Raw genomic sequence first — 22032 nt, 5'->3', positions numbered from 1 at the left:
CGCAACTCGACAGCCTACTGCAATGGTCGTGCGGCCCCAGTGCGGCACGGCTAAGGTCGCGCGAGCCAGTCCGCCACGCCGTCGAGCGTCCGGAATTCCTCGATGGCGTGGACGCGCGCCGCCGGGAGCGCGGTCCGGGCCATGGTGGCGAGGGCGTGGCCCGGCCCGAGTTCGAGCACGCGGTCCGCGCCGTACTCGCGGCACGCCTCCAGGCAGGCGGCCCAGTCGATCGTGCGCGAGATCTGGAGCGCCAGCTTCCCGCGACCCTCGGCATCCCGAAACACCGTGCTCCCGTCCAGCCCGCTGACCAGCCGGGGCGATCCGGGCAGCGGGCGGCGCGGCGGCACCGCCACGAGCGCGTCGCGAAAGGCGGCCGTCGCGGCGTCGAGCAGGGGCGTGTGCGACGGCGTGTGGACGGGTAGGACCACGGCGCGCTGCGCGCCCGCGCCGGTCGCCTCCCGGCACAGCACCTCCAGCGCCGCGCGCGGACCGCCGACGACGCCGCTGTCGGCCGCGTTGCGGATGGCGAGGTGACAGCCGTGGCGCGCCGCGAGATCCGCGAGCGCGTCGAGGCTCAGGCCGCGGATCCCCGCCAGGCCGAACCCCGCGCCGGACGCGGCGTCCATGGCCTCCGCCCGTTTTGCCGCCAGGGCCAGCACGTCGGCGGGGTCGAGGCGCCCGGCGACGCCCCAGGCCGCGAGATCGCCGATGCTGTAGCCGGCCACGATCGACCGGTCCGGCGCCGCCTCGGCCAGCGCCCGCCATGCCGCCAGGGCGGCGACGCAGCACAGGATCTGGCCGGTCCGATTCGCGTGCAGGTTGTCGCCGCCGGCCTGGGCCAAGACGCGCGGGTCGGCGCCGCCGAGGAGCGGTCTCGCGGCCACGAACACGTCCTGGGTCGCCGGATGATCGGCCGTCAGGTCGAACATCGCCGGGTGCTGGCCGCCTTGGCCGGAGAGGAGGATCGCGAGGGTCATGCCGGGGGCGCGCCCCGCAGGCCCGCGACCGGCCGCAGGACCAGCCGGTCCAGGCTCTTGGCGAGCACCGAACCGTCCTCCAACGCGTCGCGCAGCTCGCGCCAGTGCAGGTCGGCGCCGTCCGGCAACTGGATCTCGCCGTCGATGCCCATCGGCGCCGTCTCCGCCACGGCAGCGATGCCGTCGAGAAGGTCAACCGGCACCGGTGGTGGGCACGGCCAGAGCAGGTCGAGATCGGAGCTGGCGCTCAGGTAGGTCAGGCCGGTGACCGCCTGCCAGAGCAGGCTGCCGAAGGGGCGCGGCACGAGGCCGTGCCGCCGGCCGAGCGCCGTCAGGGCGTCGAGGCTCGAGCCCCAGGCCGCCGGCGCGCGGGCGACGGCCTCGGCGAGGGTCACCACCGGTGCGGGCGCCAGCGCCGAAGCCGGCAGCGCTAGCCCGATCCGCCGCTTGCCGTCCGCGGGCGGCAGCGGCAGGCCGAGCGGCACCGCGTCGCCGGTCTCTCCGGGGACGCGGCGGCGGACGATCAGCGGCCGGCCCGCAGCGGCCCAGCCCTCGAGATGGGGGACGGCGCCGAGGTCGGGCCGGTCCGCGCGCCACGCCGCCCAGGCCGCCGGATCGACCCGGACGAGGTCGTGGCGTCGGAACGGCTCAGCCAAGACGGGCTTGGTCGGCCACGGCCGCCGCGACGGTGCGGGCGACCGGGCGACCGCGCCGCTCGGCACCCAGCCGGTCGCGGATATCCTCCGCCGGCAGGCTTCCGATCACATCGCGGATCTGACCCTCCAGGGGCTGGTCCGGGTTTAGAACCACGTGGACGGCGCCGGTCGCCACCATGTTGTCGAGGCCGGGCGCGAAGACGGGCGTCGACTTCGCCATGTCCTTCAGCGTGTCGAGCGGCAGCTTGGTCACCCGGGCGACGGACGGCAGGTCCATCACGCTCGGGTTCGCCCCGGGCAGGGCCGCGAGGACCCGCGTCGCGAGCGCCGTGGCGATGAAGGCGCCGGCGGCCGAGTGGCCATAGATCAGCCCGATCGTCGGATGGCCCGACCGGTCGGCCAAGAGCAGCGCCTTGGCGAGATGCGCGAGGCACTCGTTGAGGCCCAGCAACTCGTCGCGGCGGCTCATGCGCTGGCTGTCGGAATCCACCGCCACGAGGATCGGCGCGCGGTCGCCAACCCGGACGGCGTCGAGCACGGCGCGCGACAGGACCAGTGCCCCGTCGACGCCCAGCGGCGTGTCGCCGTCGACGCCGACCACGTGCATTCGGCCGTCCGCGAAGGGGCCGGTCCCGGTCACGAGGCCGTCGCGCACCGCCACCGCGTGTCCTCGCGGGAACAGGGAGGCGAGGATCTCAGCGAGCGTCATGGTCGGCCTCCGGGCTCCGGGTCACGGTCTCGTCGAAGGCGGGCGTGTCCATCGCCGGCACCGCGTCGGGATCGTTCACGCCGAGGCGCGCCCAGACCTCGGTGGCGTCGCGGCAATCGCCGAACCGCTCGATCCGGGCCTCCAGGCGCGCCTGCTCGGCGTCCAGGGTCGCCAGATCGAAGGCCGGCGCTCGGCCGACGAGGTCGCGGGCGGCCGCGCGGAAGGCCGCGACCGTGTCGGCGCAGAAGGCGTCGGCGCCCCCGATCAGGCGACGGTGCTTGCCACCCATGGTCCGCCAGACCAGAGCGCGGTCGCGGGAATCGAACTCCTCGGCGCCCTTGTTGGTCTCGATCACCTCGGGGCCGGAGACCGAGATGCGCCCGCTCTCCGACACGGCGAGCCGCGAGCAGGTGCCGGCGATGAGGCCGCCGCCGCCGTAGCAGCCGGCCCGCCCGCCGATCAGCCCGACGACCGGGATGCCGGCCGCGCGGACGTCGACGATGGCCCGCATGGTCTCGGCGATGGCCGTCTCGCCGGCATTGGCCTCCTGAAGGCGGACGCCGCCGGTGTCGAACAAGATAAGGACCGCCTTCGGCTTCAGCTCCAAAGCCGCGCGGAGCAGGCCGACCAGCTTGCCGCCGTGCACCTCGCCGAAGGCGCCGCCCATGAAGCGGCCCTCCTGGGCGGCGACCAGGACCGGGTCGCCGTCGAGGCGCGCGCTCCCGACCACGATGCCGTCGTCGAAGGCGCGAGGTAGGTCGAAGAGCGGCAGGTGCGGGCTCATCCGCCGCTCGGTCGGCGGCAAAAACTCGCGGAAGCTTCCCGGATCGGTGAGCGCCAGCACGCGCTGGCGGGCGGTGGCCTCGTACCAGCTCAGGGCGTCCGGATCGAAGCGCGCGGCGCGGTCGGCAGCCATGGTCAGGCCTCCATCAGCCGCGCGCCCTGGAGCAGGCGCAGCGACACGGTGTCGGGGCGGGCGCCGCCGTCGTTAATGCTGATGCGGAGGCCGCCCGGCTGCGCCCGGGCAACGAAATCGGCCACCACCGCCTCCCAGACGTCGCCGTAGCCGGCGATCGGGGTCTCGATGGCCACCTCGCAGGCATCCGGCGGCAGCACCCGCTCCAACAGGATCTCCAGGTTTCCGGAGGCGACGACGCCGGTGATCGCGCTCGGCGCCCAGCCAGCCAGCGGCTTCCTGGTGGTGTGGCGGAAGGTCAGGGATTCCATCGCCGGCTCCTCGGGTGCGGATACGTCATCGCGCGACGCTACCAGTTCCGGAAGCGGGCGGGCGGCTCGTAGAGCCCGCCGGACCAGTGCACGAGATCCTTGATCGACTTCGCGGCGAGCAGTGCGCGGTCGGCGTCGAGCGGCTCGATGCCCAGATCCTCCGGGCGTCGGATGACGCCCCGGGCGCGCAGCTCCTCGACCTTCGTCCGGTCTCGACCGCGACCGACCTCGGTGTAGCCGGCCACGCCCCGGATCGCCTGCTCGCGCTCGTCGGCGTCGCGGCAGAGCAGGAGGTTGGCGATGCCTTCCTCGGTGACGATGTGAGTGACGTCGTCCGCGTAGATCATGACCGGCGCCAGCTCGAGGCCGATCTTTTTGGCCAGTTCGAGGGCGTCGAGCTTCTCCACGAAGGTCGGCACCAGCTTGTCGCCGAAGGTCTCGACCAGCTGCACGACGAGCTTGCGCCCGCGCATCAGTGCCGGATCGCCGACGATCTGGCCCTCGCGGCCGGCCTTCATCCAGGCGTCGGAGGGGTGGCGTCGTCCGTGCGGGTCCGACCCCATGTTGGGCGCCCCGCCGAAGCCCGCCACCCGCGACTGGGTGATGGTCGAGGAATGGCCCATCAGGTCGATCTGCAGGGTCGCGCCGATGAACATGTCGCAGGCGTAGAGGCCGGCGGTCTGGCAGAAGGCCCGGTTCGAGCGCAGGCTCCCGTCGGCGCCGGTGAAGAAGACGTCCGGCCGCTCGCGGATGTAGCGGTCCATCCCGACCTCGGAGCCGAAGCAGTGGACCTGCTTGACCCATCCGGACTCGATCGCCGGGATCAGGGTCGGGTGCGGATTCAGCGCCCAGTGCGTGGCGATCTTGCCCTTGAGGTCGAGCTTCTCGCCGTAGGTCGGCAGCAGCAGCTCGATCGCCGCCGTGCCGAACCCGATGCCGTGGTTGAGCCGCTTGATGCCGTACTCGGCGTAGATGCCCTTGATCGCCATCATGGCGATAAGGATCTGCGTCTCGGTCATCGCCGCCGGGTCGCGGGTGAAGAGCGGCTCCACGTAGAAGGGCTTGTCGGCCTCGACCACGAAGTCGATCCGGTCGCCCGGGATGTCGACCCGCGGGACTACGTCGACGATCTCGTTGACCTGCGCGACCACGACGCCGTTCTTGAAGGCGGTCGCCTCCACGACGGTCGGCGTGTCCTCGGTATTCGGCCCCGTATACAGGTTGCCATTCCGGTCGGCCGAGACGCCGGCGATCAGCGCCACGTTGGGCGTGAGGTCGACGAAGTAGCGGGCGAACAGCTCCAGGTAGGTGTGCACCGCCCCGAGCTCGATCTGGCCGCCGTAGAGCATCTTGGCGATGCGGGCGCCCTGCGGGCCCGAATACGAGTAGTCGAGCCGCTTCGCGATCCCGGTCTCGAACACGTCGAGGTGCTCGGGCAGCACGATCCCCGACTGAACCATGTGCAGGTCGTGGATCTTCTCGGGATCGCAGGCGCTCAAGCCGCGGGCGAGGCAGTCGGCCTGCTTCTGGTTGTCGCCCTCGAGGCAGACGCGGTCGCCGGGCCGCAGGATGGCCTCCAGGAGGTCGACCACGGCTCCGGCCGGCACGACCTTGCCGTCCGCATGGGCGCGCCCCGCCGCGATCCGCGCGTCGCGCGCCTGCCTCTCACCGCGCCACTCGCCCATCCGCGTGCTCCCACCGGTGTACCGAACGTCATATAGCGGGCGCTCTGGTATTCTCAAACCCTTCGCTATCACAGTTTCGTATACGGGATTGCGCGCCTGTCAATATCTTGCATACTTTCACCAACGGCCTCCGAGGCCGATCCGGGAGGGCAACGCGCCATGTCGCACGCGTCCATACGGCCGTCGGATGCGGCCGGAAGAGCCGCTTCCTCGAAGGGGCAACGCCGATGATCGTCCTCGGTGTCGCGCTGCTCGCCGCCTGCACGCTGGTCGGCGTGTATCTCGGCGATCTCCTCGGCCTGGCCCTCGGCGTGAAGGCCAATGTCGGCGGCGTCGGCATCGCCATGATCCTGCTCATCGCCGCGCGCCTGTGGCTGTCCCGCCGGGGCCGCCTGACGAAGGGCGTTCAGTTCGGCGTCGAGTTCTGGGCGGGGATGTACATCCCGATCGTGGTCGCCATGGCGGCCCAGCAGAACGTCGTCGCCGCCGTGAGCGGCGGCCCGATCGTGCTGATCGCCGCGACCGGCTCCCTGGTCCTGTGCTTCGGCGCGGTCGCCCTGCTGAGCCGGATCGGCCGGCGCGATCCCGGCAGCGGCCCCGTCGAGCACGGCGGATCCGTGATCGGCGGCGACGCCGAACCCGTCGCCAGGAAGGGGTGATCGCCATGGGACACGACATCTGGCACGGCATCGAGCACGTCTTCGTCGAGCAGAGCCTCGTGGCCGCCTTCGCGGTGGTCGGCGCGCTGATCCTGGTCTCGAACTTCGCCGCCAAGCACCTGACCAACGGCCGGGTCCACGGCTCCGCGATCGCGATCGTGCTCGGTCTGGTGCTCGCCTATGTCGGCGGGCTCTACACGGGCGGGAAGAAGGGCCTCGCCGACATCCCGGCGCTCGCCGGGATCGGCCTCATGGGCGGGGCGATGCTGCGCGACTTCGCCATCGTCGCCACCGCCTTCGAGGTCGACGTGATCGAGGCGCGGCGCGCGGGCTTACTGGGTGTCCTGGCGCTGGCGCTGGGCACGATCCTGCCGTTCATCGTCGGCACCCTGACCGCCGTGGCTTTCGGCTATCACGACGCGGTCTCGATCACGACGATCGGCGCCGGGGCGATCACCTACATCGTCGGGCCCGTCACCGGCGCGGCGATCGGCGCGGATTCCACCGTGATGGCGCTGTCCATCGCCACCGGAGTGACCAAGGCGGTGATGGTGATGGTCGGAACGCCCCTGGTCGCCCGGCTGATCGGCCTCGACAACCCGCGCTCGGCCATGGCGTATGGCGGCCTGATGGGTACGGTCAGCGGAGTCGCCGGGGGCCTCGCGGCGACAGATCCGAAGCTCGTCCCCTACGGCGCACTGACGGCAACGTTCCACACCGGCATCGGCTGCCTCGTCGGACCCTCGATCCTGTTCCTGACGGTGCGGGCCCTGGTCAGCTGACGCGTCGGCTCACCGGCTTCCCGGCCGAACAGCGGATCCGCACGCGCGGATTAGGGTATGGTTCCGCATCGTCTTCCCGAGGACGGGCAGGCGCCGCTCAGGGGACGATCGAGGAACGGCGCATGCACGGAGACTTCCAGAAGATCGACAGCGGACTGCTCTCGGACCGGATCCGCGACGCGCTCACCGACGCCATCGCGTCGGGAACGATCGCGGCCGGCACGGCCCTCGACGAGCAGAACCTCGCCGATCGCTACGGCGCATCGCGCACACCCGTCCGTGAGGCGCTGCGCCAGCTCGCGGCCTCGGGCCTCGTGGAGATCCGGCCCCGGCGGGGCGTGGTGGTGGCGCGCCTGACGCCGCAGCGGATCGCCGACATGTTCGAGACGACCGCCGAGATCGAGGCGATGTGCGCCCGGCTAGCCACCTACCGGATGACGCCCCTCGAGCGCGGGGAGCTGATGGAGCTCCACGAGGAATCCGCTAAGGCGGTCGAGGCGGGCGACGTCGACGCCTACGACCGATTCAACCGCGCCTTCCACGAGGCACTCTACACGGCGACGCACAACGGCTTCATGGCCGAGCAGGCCCTGGCGATCCGCGAGCGGCTGGCCGCGTTCCGGCGCACGCAGCTCCGCCACGCCGACCGGATCCGCCGCTCGCGGGAGGAGCACGGCGAGATCCTGTCGGCCATCGCAGAGGGGGACGGCGAGACGGCCGCCCGTCGCATGCGCGCCCACATGCTCAGGGCCGCGGCGGCGCTGGGGCGCTACATCGCCGAGACGGAGTGACGGGCCGGCGCGGGTTCAGAGCCGCGCGACGGCGTCGCGCACCGTGGACCGGTAGGGCGTCGTCGGCCTGCCGATCAGCGCGCTCAGCTGACGCGTGTCGTCGTTGAGGGCGCCGCGGGCCGCGGCCGCGTCCGAGTCGGCGAGCAGCGCCGCGAAGTCCGCCGGCATCCCGGCGCCGACCAGCGCCGCCTCGTACTCGGCCTGCGGCAGATCGCGGTACGTGACCGGCTTGCCGGCGGCCGCAGCGATCGCCGCGGCGAACTCGGTCAGCGTGTAGGCCTCGTCGCCCGACAGCTCATAGATGCGGCCACTCTGCCCGTCGGCGGTGAGGACCGAGGCTGCCGCCGCGGCGTAGTCGGCGCGCGCGGCCGAGGCGATGCGCCCGTCGCCCGCGCAGCCGAGGACGGCGCCGTGGGCGAGCGCCGGCGCGATCCCGGCGGCGTAGTTCTCCGTGTACCAGCCGTTGCGCAGCAGGACGAACGGCACGCCGGAGGCTTCGAGCAGCCGCTCGGTCCGGCGATGCTCCTCGGCCAGGGCGAGTGCCGACGTGTCGGCGTGCAGGACGCTCGTGTAGGCGATCAGACCGACACCGACCCGATTGGCGCTGTCGATGACGTTGCGATGCTGCGCCACGCGCCGGCCGATCTCGCTGGACGAGATCAGCAGGAGACGCTGGATGCCCTCTAGCGCCGCGTCCAGGCTCGTCGGGTCCGCGTAGTCGGCCCGTCGGACCGCGACGCCGAGGCTTCGCAGGCTCCGTGCAGCCTCGCCCTCGGTGTCGCGCGCGCCGGCCATCACCGCGCTCGCCGGTACGCGCTGCAGGAGCGCCGCGACGACTTGGCGGCCGAGTTGGCCCGTGGCGCCGGTCACGAAGTAGGTCGGCTGACTGGTCGAGCTCATGCTGGCTCCTCATGGTTCAATATCGGAGCAAGGTCACTAGATGAGACCGTCAGCGCGGTGAAGGAGGCAGGATTTTGGGACCAGGTTACTCGGATGAAACCGCGGTGCCGCTCGCCCGCGCCGAGCTGGCGGCCAAGTACGCGGCCTGGCAGGCCGGCACCCTCGATCCGGCGGCGTGCCCGGTGCGGGACGTGCTGGATCGGGTCGGCGACAAGTGGTCGATGCTGCTCCTGATCGCCCTGGCCGACGGGCCGCACCGGTTCAGCGCCCTCCTTCGGACGCTGCCCGACATCTCGAAGCGGATGCTGACGCAGACGCTCCGGGACCTGGAGCGGGACGGTTTCGTCGCGCGGACCGTGTTCCCGACGAAGCCGCCCAGCGTCGAGTACCGGCTCACGGATCTCGGGGCCGCCTTGCTCGAGCCGCTGGCACGCCTCGTCCAATGGGCGGAGGAGAGTCACGGCGCGATCCGGGCGGCGCGGACCCGGTTCGACGCAGCGCCCCTCTAGGAGCGTCGCGCGCGGCCTGCCTCGGCTTCTTCAGGACGTCGGGCCTCGCGCTGTCCGCCCGCGCGAAGAGGGTCAGGCCCGCGGCGCCGATCCGCCGAGGGCGTCGGCGAGCCGCCCGATATGCTCGGCCGCCCGACCGATCCCGAACGCCGCGCGCTCGGCATCCTCTGTCCGCCCCCGCTCCGCGGTCTCGGCGGCGGCGCGCAGCTCCGCGACGCTGCTCTCCAGCGACGACATCCGCGACCGCAGTTCCGCGAGTTCGTCGGCGATGGTCAGCGCCGCCATGACCTGCAGGCGCATGTCGCCGATCTCGCCGAAGCTCTTGCGCATCTCGCCGATGCGCCCGTCGAGGAGGGCGGCGAGACCGGTGAGATGCGCCTCCTCACCCTCGCCGCAGGCCATGCGGTAGCTGCGGCCGTCGATGGTCACGTTGATCTGCGGCAAGGATCGCTCCGGTGGTCGCTCCGACAGGCTTGGGCGGTGGTGTCAGGCGCGTCCGAGCACATCCTGAACGGTCTCGATGGCCCGGTCGAGCCGGTGGCCGACCTCCCCGGTCGTCGCCGAGACCGTGGCGAGGCGGGCGCTCGCCGCGTCCAGGGCGGCGGCGAGCCGGGCCCGGTCCTCGTCCATCAGGGCGAGTTCCGCGTCCCGGTCGTCGGGCTGCGCGTCCGTCTCGAGGCGATGCTGGACGACGGCGTCGAGGCGGTTGATCGCCGCTTCGAGCCGGTTGAGGGCGTCGTCGATGGAACGGGTCTCGGTCTCGTCGGCCATGGTTCTTCGTCTATCCCGACGCGAAGCTTTCCGTCGAATGCAGGCGAAATTCCAGCGCGAAAACGCGTTCGATCCCCGATCCGGTCGCTGATCGAATGGATCGTCGCGATCCCTGTTTATTGGTCGGTGGATCGAAGGTCTTTGTCACAGCCACGCGTTTGACAGGTCGAGGCTCCATGCTAGACAGCCGCGCGATCCCGAGAGGGACCGCGCGAGACATGCCGGAGGGCCGGTCCGCGACAGTTCCGAGGCCTCAGCCAGCACCGTCCGAATTGACGGTCACGGGCATGGAAGCCCGGCCTCTCCCGGTCCGGTTCATCGCAGGTTCAAACCCGCCCGCCCAGATCCCGCCCGGCCCGGCCCGGACGGTATGGCGGGCCGCCGAGACCGCTCCGCGGACCGCCCCCCTGAGGTCCGGCGCGCGGCGAGCCGCATCAGGAAGGAGTCACGCCGTGACGAAGGTTGCCATCAACGGGTTCGGGCGCATCGGCCGCAACGTCCTGCGCGCGATCGCGGAAGCCGGCCGCAGCGACATCGAGGTCGTGGCGATCAACGATCTCGGCCCGGTGGAGACCAATGCCCACCTGCTCCGCTACGATTCCGTGCACGGCCGCTTCCCCGGCGAGGTCGCGGTCGACGGCGAGTTCCTCGTGGTCAACGGCAAGCGCATCAAGGTCACGGCCGTGCGCAACCCGGCCGAGCTGCCGCACCGCGACCTCGGCGTCGACATCGCCCTGGAATGCACCGGCATCTTCACCTCGAAGGACAAGGCGAAGGCCCATCTCGACGCCGGCGCCAAGCGCGTTCTCGTCTCGGCCCCGGCAGACGGCGCCGACCTGACGGTGGTCTACGGCGTCAATCACGACAAGCTCACGGGCGAGCACCACGTGGTGTCGAACGCCTCCTGCACCACGAACTGCCTCGCCCCGGTGGCGAAGGTTCTGGACGAGGCCGTCGGCATCGAGCGCGGCTTCATGACCACGATCCACTCCTACACCAACGACCAGCCCTCGCTGGACCAGATGCACAAGGATCTCTACCGGGCCCGCGCCGCGGCGCTCTCGATGATCCCGACCTCGACCGGCGCCGCCAAGGCCGTCGGCCTCGTGCTCCCGGAGCTCAAGGGCAAGCTCGACGGCACCGCGATCCGCGTGCCGACCCCGAACGTCTCGGCGGTCGACCTCGTGTTCACGGCCAAGCGCGCCACCACGGTTCAGGAGATCAACGACGCCATCAAGGCGGCCGCCTCCGGCCCGCTCAAGGGCGTCCTCGGCGTCACCGACCGGCCGAACGTCTCGATCGACTTCAACCACGATCCGCACTCGTCGACCTTCCACCTCGACCAGACCAAGGTCATGGACGGCGTGCTGGTGCGCATCCTGACCTGGTACGACAACGAGTGGGGCTTCTCGAACCGCATGGCCGACACGGCCGTGGCGATGGCCAAGCTCATCTGAGCCGGACTTCAGCGGTCGCCGCCTCCCTTGAGGCCGGCGGCCGCACCTCTCTTCGGACGGCCTTTCTTCGAACCAGGGACTCTCCAGGGATGACCGACGCTTCGCAGGGCACGTCGAGCGGGCCGGCTGCCGTGCCGCCCGCCCCCAGGCCGGCTCCGCCGCCGCCCACCACCCAGACCGCACCACCTCCCGTGGCGACCGCCGCGCCCGCCGCCTCCGCGCTCCCGTCCCACGCGCTCCCGGCCAACCAGCTTTTCGATCAGCTCGCGCGCATCGAGGACAAGTGCTCGCGCATCGAGGACAAGTACGCCCGCTCCGAGGCGCTGCTGTCCCGCGTCGAGGACAAGGTCGAGAACGCCGCGAACCGGATGAACGAGTCCGCCCGCCAGTCCGACCTCGCGGCGCTCCGCACGGAGATGCGCGGCCTCGCCGAGCGCACCCGGCGCCTGCCCGGAACCGGCGCCCTCGTCCTCACCGCCGTGATCACCGCCATCCTGACCGTGGTCCTGATGGTCGCCGTCCAGCGGCTCAACCTCGACCGCCTGCTGCCGCAGCGGGCCACCATCGGCACCACCGCGCAGTAACCGCCCCGCCCCGAACAGGACCGCACCAGACCGCATGAGCGCCTTCCGCACCCTCGACGATGCCGGCTCCCTCAAGGGCAAGCGGGTCCTCATGCGCGTCGACCTGAACGTGCCCATGGAGAACGGGCGGGTGACCGACGCGACCCGCATCGAGCGCGTCGCGCCGACGATCCGCGAGGTCGCCGAGCAGGGTGCCAAGGTGATCCTGCTCGCCCATTTCGGCCGCCCGAAGGGCAAGCGCGAGCCGAAGGATTCGCTGAAGCCGGTGGTCCCCGCCCTCGGCGCGGCGCTGGGGCGCAGCGTCGCGTTCGCGGCGGACTGCGTCGGCGACGCGGCCGCGCAGGCGGTGGCGGCCCTGAAGGACGGCGATGTCCTCCTGCTCGAGAACACCCGCTACCACGCGGGCGAGGAGAAGAACGACGCGGCCTTCGCGGACGCCCTGGCGGCGAACGGCGACGTCTACGTCAACGAGGCCTTCTCGGCGGCTCACCGCGCCCACGCCTCCACCGAGGGTCTGGCGCACCGGCTGCCGGCCTACGCGGGCCGCGAGATGCAGGCCGAACTCGACGCGCTGACCAAGGGCCTGGAATCGCCCCAGCGCCCGGTGATCGCGCTGGTCGGGGGCGCCAAGGTCTCCTCAAAGATCGACCTCCTCGAGAACCTCGTCGCCAAGGTCGACATGCTGGTGATCGGCGGCGGCATGGCCAACACCTTCCTGCACGCGCAGGGCAAGGCAGTGGGCAAGTCCCTCTGCGAGAAGGATCTCGCAGAGACCGCCACGCGCATCCTGGCGGCGGCCGAGAAGGCCGGCTGCCGGATCATCCTGCCGGTCGATGCCGTCGCCGCGACCGAATTCAAGGCGCAGGCCCCGCACGAGACCGTGCCGGTCGATGCCGTGCCGGACGCGAGCATGATCCTCGACGCCGGTCCGAGCTCGGTCGCCGAGATCAACGCCGCCATCGACGGGGCAAAGACTCTGGTGTGGAACGGCCCGCTAGGCGCCTTCGAGCTCGCCCCGTTCGACGCCGCGACCGTGGCCGCCGCCAAGCACGCGGCGTCCCGGACCGAGGCCGGCCAGCTCGTCTCGGTGGCGGGCGGTGGCGACACGGTGGCCGCACTCAACCACGCCGGCGTGGCGCAGGACTTCACCTACGTCTCGACCGCCGGCGGTGCCTTCCTCGAGTGGCTGGAAGGCAAGGCCCTCCCGGGCGTCGAGGCGCTGCGGGCGAAGGGCTGAGACGGCCGCCTTGCTCTCCTCCCCCTTCGACCGAGCCCTATCTACGGGACTGGCCTCCATCGGATGGGGGGCCGAGTCGATCGGTGACGACGTGGCGAACGCGACCTTCGAGATCCTGAAGGGCATCCGGGCGCGCGTGGCGATGCCGGCTGCGGCGGGCGGCTTCGACGCGCGTGTCAGCGCGATCGCGGAGGCCGTCGGTGCCCTGGAGAACCGGTCCGGGTGCCGATCATCCGCCGAAAGAATGCCCTGCGCCGCGTCGGAGATTGACCGAAAGCAAGGCACTCGGCAGAGCGACACGATACAGCTCAGCTGAGGGCCTGACGGCAACTCCGGCGATCGAGCGGACGACGAAACGGGAAACGGGAAGACACGCACGATGGCACGCATCACCCTCCGGCAGCTCCTCGATCACGCCGCTGAGTACGAGTACGGCGTGCCCGCCTTCAACCTGAACAACATGGAGCAGGGGCTCGCCATCATGGCGGCCGCCGACGCCACCGACTCGCCGGTGATCCTCCAGGCGAGCCGCGGCGCCCGCGCCTATGCCAACGACGTCGTGCTGGCCAAGCTGATCGACGGCCTCGTCGAGATCTACCCGCACATCCCCGTCTGCATGCATCTCGACCACGGCAACAACGAAGCCACCTGCGCCACCGCCATTCAGTACGGCTTCACCTCGGTGATGATGGACGGCTCGCTGAAGGCCGACGGCAAGACCCCGGCCGACTACAACTACAACGTCGAGATCACCCGCAACGTCACCAAGATGGCCCACTGGGCCGGCGTCTCGGTCGAGGGCGAGCTGGGCGTGCTCGGCTCGCTCGAGAGCGGCCAGGGCGAGGCCGAGGACGGCCACGGCGCCGAGGGCACTCTCAGCCACGACCAACTCCTGACCGACCCGGACGAGGCGGTGAAGTTCGTCGAGGCCACCAAGGTGGACGCGCTGGCGGTCGCCATGGGCACGAGTCACGGCGCCTACAAGTTCACCCGCAAGCCCGACGGCGAGGTGCTGGCGATGAACGTGATCGAAGAGATCCACCGCCGCCTGCCGACGACCCACCTCGTCATGCACGGCTCCTCCTCGGTGCCGCAGGACCTGCAGGACATCATCAACCAGTACGGCGGCCAGATGAAGCCGACCTGGGGCGTCCCGGTCGAGGAGATCCAGCGCGGCATCAAGCACGGTGTGCGCAAGATCAACATCGACACCGACAACCGCATGGCGATGACCGGTCAGATCCGGAAGGTGCTCACCGAGAACCCCTCCGAGTTCGACCCGCGCAAGTACCTGAAGCCCGCCATGGAGGCGATGACGAAGCTCTGCAAGCAGCGCTTCGAGGAGTTCAACACCGCCGGGAAAGGCTCGAAGCTCCGCCCGATCTCCGTCGCCGAGATGGCCAAGCGCTACGCCAGCGGCGCCCTCGACCCGAAAATCGGCCCGCAGTAGGGCGCGGATTGTCGGCCGCGATGAGCAACAGCGCCCGCCTCGCCCTGATCGGACCGCACGGTCTCGACGCGGAGGGCATCGCGGACTTCGTGACGGTCCTGAAGGCCGCCTGCGAAGCCGGCGATGTCGCCGCCGTGATCCTGCGGCTCGCCGCCACCGACGAGCGCGGGCTGACGGCCCGCGTCAAGTCGGTCGCCCCGATCGTGCAGGAGCGCGGCGCGGCGCTGGTCGTCGCCTGCCCGGGCTTCGCCGGCGACCTCGCCACGGTGGCGATCCGCGGCGGGGCCGACGGCATCCACGTCGACAAGCCGCGCGACCTGAAGGACCTGCGCGGCCGGCTCCGGGACGGCCGCATCCTCGGCGCGGGCGGCCTCGAGACCAAGCACGGCGCGATGGAGGCCGGCGAGGCCGGCATCGACTACCTGATGTTCGGCGGCCTCTACCCGGACGGCGTCGCGCCCGAGGCGGAGACGGTCCGGGCCCGCGCCGCGTGGTGGGCCGAGATCTTCGAGACGCCCTGCATCGCGGTGGCCGCCGCCGCCGACGAGATCGCGCCGCTCGCCGCGACGGGTGCGGAGTTCGTCGGCCTCGAGAGCGGCCTCTGGCTGCAGGATTCCGGCGCGGTCGAGCGGGCCCAGCGTGCCGTCCGGGAGATCGAGGCGTGAGGGGCCGCGACGTTCGCTTGGCGGCTGCTCTCGCCGGGGCCGCGCTGCTGGCGGCGCCGGCCTGGGCGGCCTCGGGGCCGGCCGATCCGGCCCGGACCGCGGCGCCCGGCTCGCTCGGACCCGCGGCGCAGACCGGCAAGGCGTCGATGCCGGAGCTGCCGAGCCCCTACACGCCGAACTACGCGCGGGGCGCCGTGCCGCCGCCGGGCAGCCAGCCGCCGGATTTCGCCTACGGCGCCTACCAGAAGGGCCAGTACGTCACCGCCTTCCGCGAGGCGACGAAGCGCATCGAGGCGAATCCCAAGGACGCCGCCGCCATGACGCTGCTCGGGGAGCTGTACAATCAGGGCCTCGGCGTGAAGCAGGATCCGGTGAAGGCGGCCGACTGGTACCGCCTGGCCGCGGCGCAGAACGACGCCTCCGCCATGGCGTCCCTCGGGTTGATGGCCCTCGACGGCCGCGGCATGCCGAAGGACCCGAAGGGCGGGCGGCGCTGGCTCGAGCAGGCTACGGCCCAAGGTTCGCCGACCGCGGCCTACAATCTCGGACTGATCCTGATCGGCACCGGCGCGACTGCCGACGAGGCGGCAGCGGCGGCGCAGTTCCGCAAGGCGGCCGACGCCGAGATCGGCCCGGCCCAGCACGACCTCGGCGTGCTCTACCTGCAGGGCCGCGGCGTGCCCAAGGACCCGTCGAAGGCCGCGGAGCTGTTCCGGCGCGGCGCCGACAACGGCGATCTCGCCAGCGAGGTCGAGTACGCGATCCTGCTGTTCAACGGCACCGGCGTCGCCAAGGACGAGCGGGCGGCCGCACGGTACTTCCTCCACGCGGCCTCGCGCGGCAACGCCATCGCGCAGAACCGCGTCGCGCGGCTCTACGCCGTGGGTCGCGGCGTCGCCAAGAATCCCGTGGAGGCGGCCGCCTGGAACCTCGCGGCGGCCGGACAGGGCCTGTCCGACGCGTGGCTGGATCAGACCCTCTCCGGTCTCTCGGCCGACGAGCGCACCCGGGCGGAGCGTCTCGCCAACGAGCGGATCGAGCAGCGCTGAGCCGCTAGACCTCGGCCTTCGACCAGTCGACGCCGGCCTCGAGGTGCGGCAGCAGGACGACGCTCTCCTGCTCGTTCGGGTCCGTCCGGGCGATTACCGCGGTGACGGGCTCCGTCTGGCTGCGGTTGTAGGGCAGGTGCGGCACGTCGGCGGCGATGTAGACGAACTCGCCGGCGCCCGCGATCGCGTGGTTCTCCAGCCGCTCGCCCCAGAAGCAGCCGGACACGCCTGACAGCACGTAGATCGCCGTCTCGTGGGATTCGTGCTTGTGAGCGTGGGCCCGCTCCCCGGGCGGGATCTCCAAGAGCTGCATGTGCAGTGCCTTCGAATCCACGGACTCCGCCGAGACGGCCGGTCGGTAGATGTGCCCCTGCTTGCCGCGGAACGGCGCACTCTCGTGCACCACCCGGAACCCCTGCTTCTCCGTGCCGGACGCGGAACTCATGGACCTTCCTCCACTCTGAAGGCGGGATCGACGGGGATCTGCATGCCGTTGACCAGCGCGTTCGTCTGGTTGGCCATCCCGACGACCGCCAGGAACTCGCCGTGCTGGGCCTCCGTCAAGCCCTTGGCCCGCGCCGCCGCGGTGTGGGAATGGATGCAATAGGGGCAGCCATTCGCGATCGAGACCGCGATGTAGACCAGTTCCTTGGTCAGGGGATCGAGGGTACCCGGGCCCATGACGGTCTTGAGCGTCGACCAGGTCCGCTCCAGCAGTGCCGGATCGTTGGCCAAGCCCCGCCAGAAATTGTTGACGAAGTCGGATCCGCGGGTCGCCCGGATGTCGGCGAAGACCGCGCGGACGCGCGGGTCGGCCTCGGCCTCGGGATCGGACCAGAGTTTCACGGTCGCCATCGCGGTCCCTTCCTCGAAGCTCGCGCCGTCAGAGCCTGCACGCTTCCTCGAGCGCCCGGTTCTCCGCCTCGGAGAACAGGCGCGAGCGGATGTGGAAGCGCTTCTCCCGCCCGTTCTCCAGCGAGAACATGCCACCGCGGCCCGGCACCACGTCGAGGATCAGGTGCGTGTGCTTCCAGACCTCGAACTGCGACCGGCTGATGTAGAAGTCCGCGCCGCCGACGGTGCCGAGATGGACGTCGCCGTCGCTCACCAGGAAATCGCCGACGGGATAACACATGGGAGACGAGCCGTCGCAGCAGCCACCCGACTGGTGGAACATGACCGGACCGTACTCGCCCCGCAGCTCGTCGATCAGCGCGAGGGCCGCCGGGGTTGCGGTGACCCGCAGCGGCGTCCCGTCGGCGCCGGCCTGCTCGGCGACGTTGGCGTCCACACTCTGCTCCGAACTCATGCGATCCTCCCGGTCGATGCCTGAATATGCGTGCGCGCCGGCCGGTTTCCACTGCGGCGCCCTTCGGAGCGCGGAGTGCATAGTCACCGGGTCCGGGATCGAAAAAGCCCCGGCCTTGCGGCCGGGGCTGAAGTTGTCTCGGGGGTTGACCCGGGAAGAAACTCAGAAGAACCCGAGCTTCTTGGCCGAGTAGCTGACCAGCATGTTCTTGGTCTGCTGGTAGTGATCGAGCATCATCTTGTGGGTCTCGCGGCCGATGCCGGACTGCTTGTAGCCGCCGAAGGCCGCGTGGGCCGGGTAGGCGTGGTAGCAGTTCGTCCAGACGCGGCCGGCCTGGATCGCCCGGCCGAAGCGGTAGGCGCGGGTCCCGTCGCGGGTCCAGACGCCGGCGCCGAGGCCGTAGAGCGTGTCGTTGGCGATGGAGAGCGCCTCGGCATCGTCCTTGAAGGTCGTGACCGACAGGACCGGACCGAAGATCTCCTCCTGGAAGATGCGCATCTTGTTGTGGCCGCGGAACACGGTCGGCTTCACGTAGAAGCCCTCGGCGAACTCGCCGTCCTTGACGTTCCGCTCGCCGCCCGTAAGCAGCTGCGCGCCCTCCTGCCGGCCGATGTCGATGTAGGAGAGGATCTTCTCCATCTGCTCGCCCGAGGCCTGGGCGCCGATCATCGTGGCCGGATCCAGCGGCGAGCCCTGGGTGATCGCCTCGACGCGCTTCACCGCGCGCTCCATGAACCGGTCGTAGATCGACTCGTGCACGAGCGCGCGGCTCGGGCAGGTACAGACCTCGCCCTGGTTGAGGGCGAACATCGTGAAGCCCTCGAGGGCCTTGTCGAGGAAGTCGTCGTCCTCGTTCGCCACGTCGGCGAAGAAGATGTTCGGCGACTTGCCGCCGAGCTCCAGCGTCACCGGGATCAGGTTCTGCGACGCGTACTGCATGATGAGGCGGCCGGTGGTCGTCTCACCGGTGAAGGCGATCTTGGCGATCCGCGGCGACGAGGCGAGCGGCTTGCCGGCCTCGAGGCCGAAGCCGTTGACGATGTTCAGCACGCCCGGGGGCAGCAGGTCGCCGACGATCTCGGCCAGCACCAGCACCGAGGCGGGGGTCTGCTCGGCGGGCTTCAGGACCACGCAGTTGCCGGCGGCGAGTGCCGGGGCGAGCTTCCACACCGCCATCAGGATCGGGAAGTTCCACGGGATGATCTGGCCGACGACGCCCAGCGGCTCGTGGAAGTGGTAGGCGACCGTGTCGTGGTCGATCTCGGAGATCGAGCCTTCCTGCGCCCGCACGCAGCCGGCGAAGTAGCGGAAATGGTCGATCGCCAGCGGGATGTCCGCGTGGGTCGTCTCGCGGATCGGCTTGCCGTTGTCCCAGGTCTCGGCCAGGGCGAGCAGATCGAGGTTCTCCTCCATCCGGTCGGCCATCTTGAGGAGGATGCGGGCGCGCTCGGCCGGCGCCGTCTGGCCCCAGGCCTCCCGGGCGGCGTGGGCGGCGTCGAGGGCCTTCTCGACGTCCTGGGCGTCGGAGCGGGCGACCTCGCACACCACCTTGCCGGTGATCGGCGAGGTGTTCTCGAAGTAGCGACCGGCCGCAGGGGCGACCCACTGGCCGCCGATGAAGTTGTCGTAGCGGGCCGAGAAGGGCGACTTGACCTTCGAGTCGCCGAGGAATTCCGGCTTGTTCATCGCTGTGTTCCCTCCGTGGGCCCCGGCCTCGCGAACCGCGGCTCTTGGGCTTAAGCTGGCGCTCGGGCGACCGATCCTGGGGGCCGCATCCGCTTCCGCTCTGTTCGCAGCCAATGGCTTTTGGCCTGCCGAATCAAGGTGGACTTTTGGCCAGTGCGCGAGTGCGCCGATCCTACGCGCTTCCCGGCATCACCGCGAGCGGGCAAAAGAGCCTCGTCTCCGGCACCGTCCGGCCGGCCGCCGCGCGACGATCGGCCGGACCCGGCGACCGGCCGAATCGATGATGTGCCGAATCGGCGCGCCGTTCCTCAGCCGAGCAGGGCCAGCGGAACGGACGCCGCCGCGAGCGGGAGCGCCGCCAGGGCCGCGTTCCGCAGCCACGTGGGCCGGTACGCGACGATCGCCACCACGGCGAGGGCGGAGCCCGTCAGCGATCCGACCCACTGCACCGGGCCGAAATTCCAGCCCCCCGCCGCGACGGCCGCCGCGAACGACAGGCCGAGCCCGCACCAGCCCGCCATCCGCAGGCTGCCGACCCGCGCCTTCGGCACGCCGACGCGGTAGGCGGCCCGATGGTGCCGGTCGAGGCTGAGGGCCAGGGCCGCGAAGCCCGAGAAGCTCAGGAGCAGGCTGAGGATCAGCGCGGCGGCTGTCATGCTTCGACCGTCCGGGACAGGGTTACCTTGGCCGGACGGGACGCGGCCACGCCCCGCCGCGTGGCCAGCCGGGCCGCGAGGCCGAGCGCGAGGCCGACGGCCGCCATGGCGGCGTCGAAGGCGAGGAAGCGCTGCTGGCCGATGAGGATCACGTCCACCAGCGGGATCGCCAGGAAGGCGCAGGCCGGCACCGCCAGGGCGAGCGACCACGCGCGCCGTCGCGGGTACAGGGACGCCGCGAGGGCGGCCACGAGCCAGGCGGCGAAGAAGGCGCGCACCTCCCAGTCCGCCCGGGCCCCGAGCCCGTCGGGCAGCAGCCGGTTCGCCAGGAAATACGCGGCGAGGCCCACCGGCAGACCCGCGATGGTGCCGAGGTTGAGGAACCGCACGAGACGCAGGCCGAAACCCTCGGGATCCGCGCCCTTCGGCGCCCGGGCCACGGTCCAGAGCACGAGGCCGCTGGCGACCGTGGCGGCACCCATCACGCCGCAGAGGAAGAACAGGAGGCGCAGTGGGGCGGCGGCGAAGTGCGCCTCGTGCAGCCCCACCATCACGGCCCCGGTCCGGGTCGCCGCGCCGGCCTCGCCGACCCGGGCGATCTCCGAACCGGTATCGGCCGCGTAGGCGATCTGCGGGTGCAGGTGCGCGAGCCCGTGCGGCTCCTCGAAATACGCCGTCACGGTGGCGCCGGCGTCGCCCGGCCGCGTGACCAGCACCACCTCGGGCACCTCGCCCCCGGCGGCCGTGGCGCGGGCGACGATCTCGCCGAGCGGCAGCGGCGTGCCGGGGCGCCCGACCGGGGCCGCTCCCGGGATCGCCAGTCCGGCCTCGGCGTAGTAGCGCAGCATGTCGTCGCCGTAGACGGCCTTCATGCCCCAGGGCATCAGCATCGCCGACAGGGTGACGAGGCCCGTGTAGACGATCATCAGGTGGAACGGCAGCGCCAGGACGCCGACCACGTTGTGGGCGTCGAGCCAGCCGCGCTGCGCAGAGCGGTCGCGCCGGAAGGTGAAGAAGTCGGCGAAGATGCGCCGGTGCGTCACGATCCCGGAAATCAGCGCGATCAGCAGGACCATGGCGCAGGCCGAGACGATCCAGCGACCCCAGATCGGCGGCAGGCTCAGCTCGAAGTGGAATCGGTAGAGGAAGTCGCCGCCGCGCGTGTCGCGGATGCGCGCGGGCTCGCCCGTGGCGGGATCGAGGAGCGCGTGGTGGAACGGGCCACCCGGACGCGGCCACCAGTAGACCTCGACGGCCGGGGTCTCGGCATTCGGCAGCTTGACCGACCATCCGGCCGCGTCCGGCATGGTCCGGCGCATGAACGCCCCGGCCCGCGTCGCCGCTGCGGCGGGATCCGGTGCGGTCGCGGACAGTTCGGGCCGCATCCAGTGCGAGATGTCGGTGCGGTAATAGCTGGCGGTGCCGGTGACGAAGATCGCGAACAGCACCCAGCCGACCACGAGGCCGGACCACGTGTGCAGCCACGCCATCGCCTGGCGGACACTCCGCGCCGGGCTCACGCGGCCGCCCCGTGCGCGAAGGCGCCGGCGAGCCACAGGGCACCGGTCAGCAGGAGCGCCGTCAGGCCCAGGACGACGGCCGCCCGGCCGAGCGTGCGGGCCGCGAACACCCAGATCGCCGCCCCCGCCATGATGGCGAAGCTCGCCAGCGTCCCGGCCGAGACCGCCTCGGCCCGCGGGAAGGGAAGAACCAGGGCCAGCAGCGCGCTCGACAGGGCGGCGACCGCGTAGCCGCCGAGGATCGCGAGCAGTACCCGGCCGGCGACCGCCGCGCGGTTTGCCAGCGTCGGCATGGCGCGGGCGCTCATGGCGCCATCCCTCGTTCCCGTGAGACCATGGCGCGACGTACCAGCGGTCCGGGCCGCCGCGCAACGCCTATGTTCCGGAACGATTCCAGTGTGAAAAGAGGCGTTTAGGACGCCGGAAAGCGGCGCGCGCCGAGGTCGGATCCGACGCTCGCCGCCCCGCGCTACGGGCCGGCGGTTCCCGACGCGCCGTCGCGGCTCGGCCTGCGGATCGCCACCGCCGCATTCCGCGCGCTCGGCGGCAGATCGGCCCCGGGATCGGGTTTGCTGAACGCCGCGGCCGATCCGGACGCCGGGCCGACCGCGCGGCCGTCGCGCGCGTGTCCCCAGCCGTAGCCGGCGTTGATCCCCGCGTAGAAGCCCGTGAAGTCCTCCGCTCGCGCAGTTCCCGCGAGCAGCACCAGGGCCGTGGACAGCACAAGGCGGCGCATCGATCGTCCCCGAACGA

General features: G+C 71.4%; 28 protein-coding genes. 11 read left to right on the top strand and 17 right to left on the bottom strand.

The features are described from left to right. Positions 1-50: 50 nt before the first annotated feature. The 6 genes from ACQKQD_RS04825 to mdcA are packed head-to-tail and all read right to left on the bottom strand — an operon-like array spanning position 51 to position 5254. Positions 51-977, bottom strand: coding sequence for an acyltransferase domain-containing protein (locus ACQKQD_RS04825; RefSeq protein ID WP_427507622.1), 927 nt, complete (start codon positions 975-977; stop codon positions 51-53). Next, the gene (gene mdcG / locus ACQKQD_RS04820) at positions 974-1633 is read right to left on the bottom strand and encodes a malonate decarboxylase holo-[acyl-carrier-protein] synthase (RefSeq protein ID WP_427507621.1); all 660 of its coding nucleotides are present in this window, start codon (positions 1631-1633) and stop codon (positions 974-976) included. Before mdcG ends, ACQKQD_RS04825 begins: the two co-directional genes overlap by 4 nt. After that, the gene (gene mdcE, locus ACQKQD_RS04815) at positions 1626-2342 is read right to left on the bottom strand and encodes a biotin-independent malonate decarboxylase subunit gamma (protein WP_427507620.1); all 717 of its coding nucleotides are present in this window, start codon (positions 2340-2342) and stop codon (positions 1626-1628) included. The genes mdcG and mdcE overlap by 8 nt, the downstream gene beginning before the upstream one ends. Further along, positions 2329-3258, bottom strand: coding sequence for a biotin-independent malonate decarboxylase subunit beta (locus tag ACQKQD_RS04810; protein WP_056521772.1), 930 nt, complete (start codon positions 3256-3258; stop codon positions 2329-2331). Before ACQKQD_RS04810 ends, mdcE begins: the two co-directional genes overlap by 14 nt. Before the next feature lie 2 nt (positions 3259-3260). Further along, positions 3261-3569: a malonate decarboxylase acyl carrier protein gene (gene mdcC, locus ACQKQD_RS04805; protein ID WP_427507619.1), complete on the bottom strand. Its 309-nt coding sequence runs from the start codon at positions 3567-3569 to the stop codon at positions 3261-3263. A 38-nt stretch (positions 3570-3607) separates the two neighbouring features. Continuing rightward, positions 3608-5254, bottom strand: coding sequence for a malonate decarboxylase subunit alpha (gene mdcA, locus ACQKQD_RS04800; protein WP_427507618.1), 1647 nt, complete (start codon positions 5252-5254; stop codon positions 3608-3610). A 227-nt stretch (positions 5255-5481) separates the two neighbouring features. Here mdcA and madL point away from each other — a divergent pair, with 227 nt between their 5' ends. The 3 genes from madL (at position 5482) to ACQKQD_RS04785 (ending at position 7486) form a co-directional block, all read left to right on the top strand. Next, positions 5482-5913, top strand: coding sequence for a malonate transporter subunit MadL (madL, locus tag ACQKQD_RS04795; protein ID WP_056521778.1), 432 nt, complete (start codon positions 5482-5484; stop codon positions 5911-5913). A 17-nt stretch (positions 5914-5930) separates the two neighbouring features. Continuing rightward, complete coding sequence (gene madM, locus ACQKQD_RS04790) at positions 5931-6695, top strand: malonate transporter subunit MadM (RefSeq protein WP_427507767.1); 765 nt, start codon at positions 5931-5933, stop codon at positions 6693-6695. Between the two features lie 122 nt (positions 6696-6817). Continuing rightward, positions 6818-7486: a GntR family transcriptional regulator gene (locus tag ACQKQD_RS04785; RefSeq protein WP_020091534.1), complete on the top strand. Its 669-nt coding sequence runs from the start codon at positions 6818-6820 to the stop codon at positions 7484-7486. Between the two features lie 15 nt (positions 7487-7501). Here ACQKQD_RS04785 and ACQKQD_RS04780 read toward each other — a convergent pair whose 3' ends face one another. Continuing rightward, complete coding sequence (locus tag ACQKQD_RS04780; RefSeq protein WP_427507617.1) at positions 7502-8386, bottom strand: NmrA family NAD(P)-binding protein; 885 nt, start codon at positions 8384-8386, stop codon at positions 7502-7504. Between the two features lie 74 nt (positions 8387-8460). On the opposite strand from ACQKQD_RS04780, the gene ACQKQD_RS04775 reads away from it, so the two are divergent. Continuing rightward, positions 8461-8895 carry a winged helix-turn-helix transcriptional regulator gene (locus ACQKQD_RS04775; protein WP_427507616.1) on the top strand — a complete coding sequence of 145 codons (435 nt, stop codon included), beginning with the start codon at positions 8461-8463 and terminating at the stop codon, positions 8893-8895. Positions 8896-8967: 72 nt separating this feature from the next. Here ACQKQD_RS04775 and ACQKQD_RS04770 read toward each other — a convergent pair whose 3' ends face one another. Both ACQKQD_RS04770 and ACQKQD_RS04765 read right to left on the bottom strand, forming a co-directional pair. Continuing rightward, a complete protein-coding gene (locus ACQKQD_RS04770; protein ID WP_427507615.1) occupies positions 8968-9339 on the bottom strand; it encodes a cell division protein ZapA in 372 nt (123 codons plus the stop codon). A gap of 42 nt (positions 9340-9381) precedes the next feature. Then, positions 9382-9666 (bottom strand): DUF4164 family protein, encoded by a 285-nt coding sequence (locus tag ACQKQD_RS04765; RefSeq protein WP_091978416.1) that lies wholly within the window; start codon positions 9664-9666, stop codon positions 9382-9384. A gap of 452 nt (positions 9667-10118) precedes the next feature. Between ACQKQD_RS04765 and gap the strand changes: the two genes are divergently transcribed. From gap to ACQKQD_RS04730, 7 genes are all read left to right on the top strand, one after another. Continuing rightward, positions 10119-11123, top strand: a complete 1005-nt coding sequence (gene gap / locus ACQKQD_RS04760) for a type I glyceraldehyde-3-phosphate dehydrogenase (RefSeq protein ID WP_012317185.1) — start codon at positions 10119-10121, stop codon at positions 11121-11123. An 89-nt stretch (positions 11124-11212) separates the two neighbouring features. Further along, positions 11213-11707: a hypothetical protein gene (locus ACQKQD_RS04755; RefSeq protein ID WP_026604681.1), complete on the top strand. Its 495-nt coding sequence runs from the start codon at positions 11213-11215 to the stop codon at positions 11705-11707. Between the two features lie 34 nt (positions 11708-11741). Beyond that, on the top strand, positions 11742-12944 hold the full coding sequence (locus tag ACQKQD_RS04750; protein ID WP_427507614.1) for a phosphoglycerate kinase: 1203 nt from the start codon (positions 11742-11744) through the stop codon (positions 12942-12944). Between the two features lie 91 nt (positions 12945-13035). Beyond that, complete coding sequence (locus tag ACQKQD_RS04745; RefSeq protein WP_427507613.1) at positions 13036-13260, top strand: hypothetical protein; 225 nt, start codon at positions 13036-13038, stop codon at positions 13258-13260. A 63-nt stretch (positions 13261-13323) separates the two neighbouring features. After that, a complete protein-coding gene (fba, locus tag ACQKQD_RS04740; RefSeq protein ID WP_020091526.1) occupies positions 13324-14394 on the top strand; it encodes a class II fructose-bisphosphate aldolase in 1071 nt (356 codons plus the stop codon). 20 nt (positions 14395-14414) lie between these two features. Next, positions 14415-15059: a thiamine phosphate synthase gene (locus ACQKQD_RS04735; RefSeq protein ID WP_427507612.1), complete on the top strand. Its 645-nt coding sequence runs from the start codon at positions 14415-14417 to the stop codon at positions 15057-15059. Between the two features lie 17 nt (positions 15060-15076). Further along, complete coding sequence (locus ACQKQD_RS04730) at positions 15077-16108, top strand: tetratricopeptide repeat protein (RefSeq protein WP_427507611.1); 1032 nt, start codon at positions 15077-15079, stop codon at positions 16106-16108. A 4-nt stretch (positions 16109-16112) separates the two neighbouring features. Here the strand turns inward: ACQKQD_RS04730 and ACQKQD_RS04725 are convergent, their stop codons facing one another. The 8 genes from ACQKQD_RS04725 to ACQKQD_RS04690 all read right to left on the bottom strand — a co-directional run bounded on the left by ACQKQD_RS04725 (position 16113) and on the right by ACQKQD_RS04690 (position 22015). Beyond that, on the bottom strand, positions 16113-16553 hold the full coding sequence (locus tag ACQKQD_RS04725; RefSeq protein WP_020091523.1) for a cupin domain-containing protein: 441 nt from the start codon (positions 16551-16553) through the stop codon (positions 16113-16115). Further along, entirely contained in the window at positions 16550-16963 is a 414-nt protein-coding gene (locus ACQKQD_RS04720; protein ID WP_427507610.1) for a carboxymuconolactone decarboxylase family protein, read from the bottom strand. The genes ACQKQD_RS04725 and ACQKQD_RS04720 overlap by 4 nt, the downstream gene beginning before the upstream one ends. A gap of 28 nt (positions 16964-16991) precedes the next feature. Continuing rightward, positions 16992-17417, bottom strand: a complete 426-nt coding sequence (locus ACQKQD_RS04715) for a DUF779 domain-containing protein (RefSeq protein ID WP_026604679.1) — start codon at positions 17415-17417, stop codon at positions 16992-16994. 162 nt (positions 17418-17579) lie between these two features. Next, positions 17580-19103 carry an aldehyde dehydrogenase gene (gene adh / locus ACQKQD_RS04710; protein ID WP_020091519.1) on the bottom strand — a complete coding sequence of 508 codons (1524 nt, stop codon included), beginning with the start codon at positions 19101-19103 and terminating at the stop codon, positions 17580-17582. 308 nt (positions 19104-19411) lie between these two features. Beyond that, a complete protein-coding gene (locus tag ACQKQD_RS04705; RefSeq protein WP_020091518.1) occupies positions 19412-19759 on the bottom strand; it encodes a DUF3325 domain-containing protein in 348 nt (115 codons plus the stop codon). Further along, positions 19756-21249 (bottom strand): PepSY-associated TM helix domain-containing protein, encoded by a 1494-nt coding sequence (locus tag ACQKQD_RS04700; RefSeq protein ID WP_427507609.1) that lies wholly within the window; start codon positions 21247-21249, stop codon positions 19756-19758. The genes ACQKQD_RS04705 and ACQKQD_RS04700 overlap by 4 nt, the downstream gene beginning before the upstream one ends. Positions 21250-21275: 26 nt before the next feature. Next, entirely contained in the window at positions 21276-21587 is a 312-nt protein-coding gene (locus ACQKQD_RS04695) for an iron transporter (protein WP_427507608.1), read from the bottom strand. Positions 21588-21748: 161 nt separating this feature from the next. Beyond that, positions 21749-22015, bottom strand: coding sequence for a hypothetical protein (locus tag ACQKQD_RS04690; protein WP_056521820.1), 267 nt, complete (start codon positions 22013-22015; stop codon positions 21749-21751). Between the last annotated feature and the right edge of the window lie 17 nt (positions 22016-22032).

The organism is Methylobacterium sp. NPDC080182, from assembly GCF_050281105.1.
In the GTDB taxonomy this organism is placed as follows: domain Bacteria; phylum Pseudomonadota; class Alphaproteobacteria; order Rhizobiales; family Beijerinckiaceae; genus Methylobacterium.
This window is presented reverse-complemented; position numbering and strand designations above follow the sequence as displayed.